At 57.0% G+C, this 5,564-nt stretch carries 5 protein-coding genes; 4 read left to right on the top strand and 1 reads right to left on the bottom strand.

Annotated features, from left to right (window positions below):
* The coding region (gene pyrF / locus FJY67_11100; protein MBM3329994.1) for an orotidine-5'-phosphate decarboxylase at positions 1–431 on the bottom strand (431 nt) is incomplete at its 3' end.
* A gap of 134 nt (positions 432–565) precedes the next feature.
* Between pyrF and gatD the strand changes: the two genes are divergently transcribed.
* The 4 genes from gatD to FJY67_11080 all read left to right on the top strand — a co-directional run.
* On the top strand, positions 566–1,951 hold the full coding sequence (gene gatD, locus FJY67_11095) for a Glu-tRNA(Gln) amidotransferase subunit GatD (GenBank protein MBM3329993.1): 1,386 nt from the start codon (positions 566–568) through the stop codon (positions 1,949–1,951).
* 40 nt (positions 1,952–1,991) lie between these two features.
* Positions 1,992–2,885: a DUF4115 domain-containing protein gene (locus FJY67_11090; protein MBM3329992.1), complete on the top strand. Its 894-nt coding sequence runs from the start codon at positions 1,992–1,994 to the stop codon at positions 2,883–2,885.
* Complete coding sequence (gene lysS / locus FJY67_11085; protein ID MBM3329991.1) at positions 2,886–4,418, top strand: lysine--tRNA ligase; 1,533 nt, start codon at positions 2,886–2,888, stop codon at positions 4,416–4,418.
* A gap of 65 nt (positions 4,419–4,483) precedes the next feature.
* The coding region (locus tag FJY67_11080) for an ABC transporter permease (protein ID MBM3329990.1) at positions 4,484–5,564 on the top strand (1,081 nt) is incomplete at its 3' end.

Below are 5,564 nucleotides of genomic sequence, written 5' to 3'. Positions count from 1 at the left end.
ACCGCAAGCACATAGACGCCGCGGTCAGGACGTTCGACGAACGGCTCGAGCGAGTCGGCTCCGAGATAGGGACTGACGGTTGCGGCGTCTCCGCCAAGGTTGTCGAAGAGCGCGCGAGCATAAGCCTTGGCGGTGTTGCCGATATCACCACGCTTGCCGTCGAGGATGACTAATTTGTCGGCTGGGATAGCCTTCACAAGGTCTGCCAATTGTTGCCAGCCCGAAGCGCCATAAGCCTCGAAAAAGGCGAGGTTGGGCTTGAAGGCGGCGCAGTGCGTAGCGGTCTCTTCGACGACAGCGAGGCAGAAGTCGTAGAGCGGCGTCGTGGACTGCTGAAAGCGCGGCAGCATCCTTTCGACGACCGGGTCAAGACCGACGCAGAGTCCGATCCGACCGGCTGTAGCGGCTTCGAGTTTGGTTTTGAATTGCACAGGTTAATGAGGCGTCCGATAGAGTCCAAGTATTTTAAGCAAAATCGGCTTGAAAATCAATTGCTCCCAACAGGCTGCCTTGCGCGCGAGGGCTTTTCGATGTATTATGAAGCCTTGATCAAAGCGGGAATCTATTGGCCGACGACTCTTACAAAGGTTATCGCGGGTCGGCGCTCGACACCTTGAAGAACTTCGATGTTCGCGTCTGGAGCGACGTCGTCATTCGCACTAACGAGGGTCGGTTCGAGGGCATAATCCTGCCCCGCAGCGAGACCGCCGACGAACGGCATCTGGTCTTGAAACTGCCCAATGGTTACAATATCGGGCTGGCGGTGATGGGAATTGAGGAGATCACGGAACGCGGCTTTCGCGAGGCGCACTACAATATTCCGGAACGTGCCTTCCCGACGAGTCCCGACCGCCCGAATGTCACGCTCCTGGGTACCGGCGGGACCATCGCAAGCCGGCTCGACTACCGGACTGGGGCAGTCATCCCCGCCTTTTCCCCTGGCGAACTCTATGGCGCCGTCCCCGAACTTGCCGACATCTGTAATCTCGAGACGCGCAAACTCTACGGCGTTTTTAGCGAGAACATCACCCCCGAGCACTGGGTCGGAACCGCAAACGCCATCCGCGAAGAGATCGAAAAGGGCGCCGACGGGATCGTGATCGGACACGGCACCGACACCATGCACTATACGGCAGCGGCTCTCTCGTTCATGATCCGCTCAACGCCGGTGCCGATTGTGATGGTCGGCTCGCAGCGATCTTCCGACCGGCCCTCATCGGACGCCGCAATCAACCTGATTAATGCCTCCTGGACCGCAGGTTACGGCGACATCGCCGAGGTGATGGTCTGCATGTTTGGACCGACGTCGGACTCCTACGGTCTGCTCCACCGGGGGACCCGGGTGCGCAAGATGCACTCGAGTTACCGTTCGACTTTTCGCACTATCGGCGACCGGCCGCTGGCGAGGGTGGTACGGGGGAAGATCGATAAACTGGTCGAAGAGACGACTCCGCGGGACCGGTCCCGCCCGGTGATGCTTGATACGAAGTTCGATGACCGGGTAGCCATCGTATATTACTACCCCAATATGAAGCCCGATGTCATCGACGCGCTGACCGACAACAACTACAAGGGCATCATCATCGCTGGAACCGGATTGGGGCATGTCAATAAGCCGCTCTATCCGGCTCTGAAACGCGCTTGCGACAAGGGAGTGCACATCTATATGACGGTCGAGACGCTCTGGGGCTACGTCCAGATGTTCGTCTATGATACCGGCCGGGACATTATGGAGTTGGGAGTCGTGCCCGGAGCGAATCTCCTTCCCGAAACGGCTTATGTCAAGTTAGGGTGGGTATTGGGGCACACCGACGATCGGGAAAAAGTCCGTGAAATGATGCTGACGCCGCTGGCCGGGGAGATCACTGAGCGTGAACCGATCGACGGTTACCTTGTGATGCAGGGGGGGTTGCCGGAAATGGAACGCTTCCTCAAGAACGTGCAGGTGTAAACCGGACAGGCGGGTTAACCCCTCCTCCCAAGGAAATGAATTGACCCAAAACGATACCGAATCGACACCCTACCCGCTGAAGAGAAGCAGTTATCCTGAGATCGGCACCCCTGAAGTGCGGCGTCAGATCGGCGGAGAACTGCGCGCAGCGCGGAATTTCGCCGAAATGACGCAGGAACAGATATTTAACATCACCAAGATCAGCGTCAAGTATCTCGATGCAATCGAGGAAGGCAAATGGAATTTTCTACCGCCTACCTATGTAAAAGCCTTTATTCGCGCCTATGCCGACTCGGTTGGGCATCCTCTCGACAAATTGACCAACCGACTGGATGAACTCTTCTCCGGATCCGTCGAGTCGCGCGCACCGATCAGCAGCGGTCTTCCCGAATCGGATCGAGGAAGAGATATCAGCGATAGCGAAGCCCAGGCGGCAGGGCTGGGGTCGTGGTTCGAACGAAATCGCAACACTATATTCTACATTGTTATAGGCGTTGCGGCAGCGATACTGATAGCGCTCTACCTTTCGCGCCCGCCCGACATCCCCTTTCCGACAGCGACGAGCACGAATGTCAAGCCGGCAGCACCACCTCCTGTTTCGTCAGTCCAACCTGCCGAGACGACCCGGACTGCTGCCGCAAGCCCTGCTGATACTACCTTGAGCCCAGTGAGCGATACGTTAAAAATTATCCACCTCGAAATCCGCACCCGAGATACCTGTTATGTCAAGGTCGAGCATGGCGACAATGTCGTCTTCGACCGAACACTCTGGCCCGGAAGCAGCCAAAGTTTCGACCTGCCCCCTCCCGTGCGAGTCACTTTAGGCAATGCTCCGGTTGTCGATATGAAGGTGAATCAGGGCGCCCTCCCCCCCTTCCCGATGAGCCATCGGATGCGCATTCTGCAGATTGGGCCGGGTGGAGTCATCCAGTAGATGCCTTCGCACGATTCCGATACTCCCATCGAACTTCCTCCTGCCGGCGACGACCTCGACCATATCCTTCGCGCCCGCCGTGAGAAATTGGCACGCATCCGGGAACTTGGCATCGATCCTTACCCGCCGGGTGTGGAAAAGGTCTCATCGACCGCTGACTTGCTGGCGCAGTTCGACGCCCTCGCCGACGCTGAAACGCCGGTAGCCATCGCCGGCCGGCTGATGTCGATACGCCTGATGGGTAAGGCGGCATTCTGTGACCTTCAAGACGCTTCTGGAAGGCTCCAGGTCTATCTAAAGAAAGATGTTATCGGCGATGACATCTGGGAACTCTTCAGCCACCTGGACATAGGCGACATAGTACGGATCGGTGGGCATCTCTTCATCACCCGCACCGGTCAGCAGTCGCTTCAGGCTACCAGTTTGACACTGCTCACCAAGAGTCTGCGGCCGCTTCCAGCTGTGAAGGAGAAGGGAGATCAGACCTGGTATGGCTGGGAGGATCGCGAAGAACGTTATCGTGACCGGTCTCTCGACCTGATTCTCAACCGTGACTCGCGTGATACGCTCATCAAACGGAGCCGGATTGTTCGCGAATTGCGCCTCTTCTTCGAGGGGAAGGGCTTCGTCGAAATCGAGACTCCAGTTCTTCAGCCGCTCTATGGCGGTGCGCTGGCACGGCCATTTATCACTCATCACAACACGCTGGACCGTGACCTCTATCTCCGTATAGCGGACGAACTCTATCTGAAGCGGGTGATAGTCGGAGGCATACCCCGGGTCTATGAGATTGCCAAGGACTTCCGCAACGAAGGCATCGACCGAATGCATTCGCCTGAATTCACGATGCTGGAAGCCTACGCAGCTTATGCCGATTACGAGTTCGCGATGGAATTGATGGAGGAACTGTTTCCAAGACTGGCGCGGGTCACGGTCGGCAGCGAACAGATTCGGTGGGAAGGAGTGGACATCGACTTAACACCCCCTTACCGGCGATTGCCTATGTCAGAAGGTATCAAACGCGAAGCAGGTATCGACGTCTTGACCTTGTCCCGTGACGAACTGGCTGTCGAGGCAAGGAATAAAGGTCTCCCGGTTGATCCGTCGTGGGGGTCAGGAAAGATCATCGATGAACTATTCTCGGCTTTCGTTCAGCCAAACCTTATCCAACCGATATTCGTGACCGATCATCCGGTTGCGCTTTCACCGCTGGCAAAGCGGCATCGTCGGGTAGTCGATTGCGCCGAGCGGTTCGAACTCTACATCGGAGGACTCGAACTGGTCAACGCCTTCAGCGAACTGAACGATCCGCTCGACCAGCGCGCCCGATTCGAAGAGCAAGCCCGGCTGCGAGCAGCGGGAGACGACGAAATGCCGCCGATCGACGAGGACTTCCTCGCCGCATTGGAGTTGGGTATGCCGCCTACCGCGGGTCTCGGCATCGGTGTCGATAGGCTGGCAATGGTGCTGACAGGATCCACCTCGATTCGGGATGTCATCCTTTTCCCGCTGCTTCGACCGCGCAGCTATTGATAGATTAGCCGCATCAATGTTGCCAGTTTCAGAACTAATCTGATGCCCCGCACCGACCCGAACGATTGAACCTCCCTCTTTTCATAGCCACCCGTTACCTCCGCACCAAGCGGCGGACCGGTTTCATCTCCCTCATCACCTATATTTCGGCCGGAGGCATAATGATCGGCGTCGCTGCGTTGGTCATTACGCTCTCGGTGATGAACGGATTCGAGTCCGAAGTGCGGGACCGGATCATCGGCGCTGATGCCCATATCAAGGTTACGCTTTTTCACGAGATGCCGATGGTCGAGTGGCGTGCGCCGTTGGACACCTTGCGACGGCTGACAAATGTCGTCGGAGCGACTCCCTATGTGCAAGGCAAAGGGATGATAAGGAAGGGAACCCGGATCGAAGGCATCGTTATCAAGGGCGTAGATCCGGCTACGGTAGGGGAGGTTGGAGACCTGCCGAAGACGATCGTTGCCGGTGCGATGATTTTCCGTGGAAACAGCGATCCGAAGAGCGGTACCGAAATGCCGGGGATAATTCTGGGCCGGCAGGTAAGTTTTCGGCTTGACGCGACTATAGGGGACACCGTAATCCTGATCAGCCCGGCAGGCTTGACCAGTTTGCTATCTACACCGCGCTTGATGCGGTTCAACGTAACTGGTGTCTTCGAGACCGGTATCTATGAGTATGACGACGCCTTTGCGCATGTTGCGCTGGCCGATGCCCAGGAGTTTTTCGAGTTCAGTAATGCGATTTCCGGCATCGAACTGCGGCTAAACCGAATGGAATACGCGGACCGGGTAGCCCGTCGGATCGAGGAAGTGCTCCGCTATCCCTACTTCCCGCGCACCTGGCACGATATGCACCAGACGCTTTTTAGATGGATGAAGATCGAGAAGTGGCTCTATACGATCCTCCTATCGCTCATTATCCTCGTGGCTGCGTTTAACATTGTTTCGAGTCAGATCATGGTAGTGCTGGAGAAGAAGCGGGAGATTGGCATCCTGAAGGCGATCGGCGCGACGCAGGAGGTGATCCTCAAAGTCTTCCTCTTCGAGGGCCTCATTGTTGGTGTCGTCGGGACGGTTTTAGGGTTGGTTCTCGGCTGGGCGCTTTGCCGGGCGCAGCAGACTTACAAGTTTTTTTCGCTACCGG

It is taken from the genome of Calditrichota bacterium (assembly GCA_016867835.1).
Taxonomy (GTDB): Bacteria; Electryoneota; AABM5-125-24; order Hatepunaeales; family Hatepunaeaceae; genus VGIQ01.
The sequence above is the reverse complement of the archived record's forward strand: the minus strand, read 5'-3'. Positions and strand labels throughout refer to the sequence as shown.